The sequence below is a fragment of the Microcystis sp. M53603_WE2 genome (assembly GCF_030065435.1).
The window spans coordinates 1-1,615 of the sequence record NZ_JASJFF010000463.1 but is presented as its reverse complement, the minus strand read 5'-3'; the positions used below and the strand labels follow the sequence as shown (position 1 = coordinate 1,615).

Genomic DNA, 1,615 nt, shown 5'->3' with positions numbered 1-1,615 from the left:
ACCCTACGTCGAGCAAATTCTGGTTACTTCCCCCGATTTAGCCGGTTCTCAATTCGATCGCCTACTCTATATTGCCCGTTCTGAAGTCGGTAAGCAACTGGCCGATGATTTCTATTTCTGTTCCTTTTCCTGTCGCACCATAGTCTATAAAGGCATGGTACGGGGCGAAATCCTGCGAGAATTCTATCTAGACCTGCAAAATACCGCCTATAGCAGTCAATTTGCCATTTATCACCGTCGTTTTAGCACCAATACCCAACCGAAATGGCCCCTCGCTCAACCGATGCGCTTATTGGGTCATAACGGCGAAATTAACACCCTTTTGGGCAATATTAACTGGATGTCGGCCCGGGAACCCGCTTTAGAAACCCAAGGTTGGACCCACGAAGAATTACAATCCCTGACCCCCATTGTTAACCCCGCTAACAGCGACTCCTATAACCTCGATAGCGCCCTAGAATTATTGGTGAGAACCGGTCGCAGTCCCCTAGAAGCAGCTATGATCCTAGTGCCGGAGGCCTACAATAATCAGCCGGATTTACAGGATTATCCCGAAATTATCGACTTCTACGAATACTATAGCGGTTTACAGGAACCCTGGGACGGTCCGGCTTTACTGGTATTCAGTGACGGGGGAATCGTCGGCGCTTGTTTGGATCGCAACGGTTTGCGACCGGCCCGTTATAGCATTACTAACAACGGTTATATCGTCGTTTCCTCGGAAGCGGGAACTATTCCCCTCGATGAAACCACCATTATCGAAAAAGGTCGTCTCGGCCCCGGTCAAATGCTCGCGGTGGATCTGGAAAAAGGCGAAATTAAGCGTAATTGGCCGATTAAACAGGAAATTGCCCGCTCTAATCCCTACGGTGAATGGGTGAAATCCCAACGCACCTTTATTGACAAAGAAACAGCGATAGACATTCCCTCTCCTAGTCATCTCCTTCCCAGGCAAACCGCTTTCGGTTATACTGCCGAAGATGTGGATATGATTATCGTTCCCATGGCAGAACAGGGAAAAGAACCGACTTTCTGTATGGGTGATGACACTCCCCTAGCGGTCCTCTCCAGTAAACCCCATCTTCTCTACGATTACTTTAAACAACGTTTTGCCCAAGTTACTAACCCCCCCATCGATCCCTTACGGGAAAGTTTAGTCATGTCCTTGACTATGTATCTGGGACGACGGGGCAATATACTTAAATTAGGGGTTGATGACGCACATTTACTGAAATTAGACTCTCCCCTGCTCAATAATGCTGAATTAGCCAAAGTTAAAACCTCTAGCTACAAAACAGCCGAACTTTCTACCCTTTATGATCTGACCACCGGCCCCCGGGGATTAGAAACAGCGATCGCTCATTTGTGCGCTGAGGCCGCCAAGAAAGTAGCATCGGGAGCGGAAATTTTAATTCTCAGTGACAGGACTGCTCCTATTGACGAAAAAACTAGCTATATTCCCCCTTTATTAGCTGTTGGTGCCGTCCATCATCACCTGATTCGCTCACACTTGCGTTTAAAAGCTTCCATCGTGATCGACACGGCCCAATGTTGGAGTACCCATCACTTCGCTTGTCTAATTGGTTATGGCGCTTCCGCAGTCTGTCCCTATCTT

General features: G+C 48.0%; 1 protein-coding gene. It reads left to right on the top strand.

Features of this window, described 5'->3' with window-relative positions:
• On the top strand, positions 1-1,615 hold a 1,615-nt coding region (locus PX481_RS09640), incomplete at both ends, for a glutamate synthase central domain-containing protein (protein ID WP_288094489.1).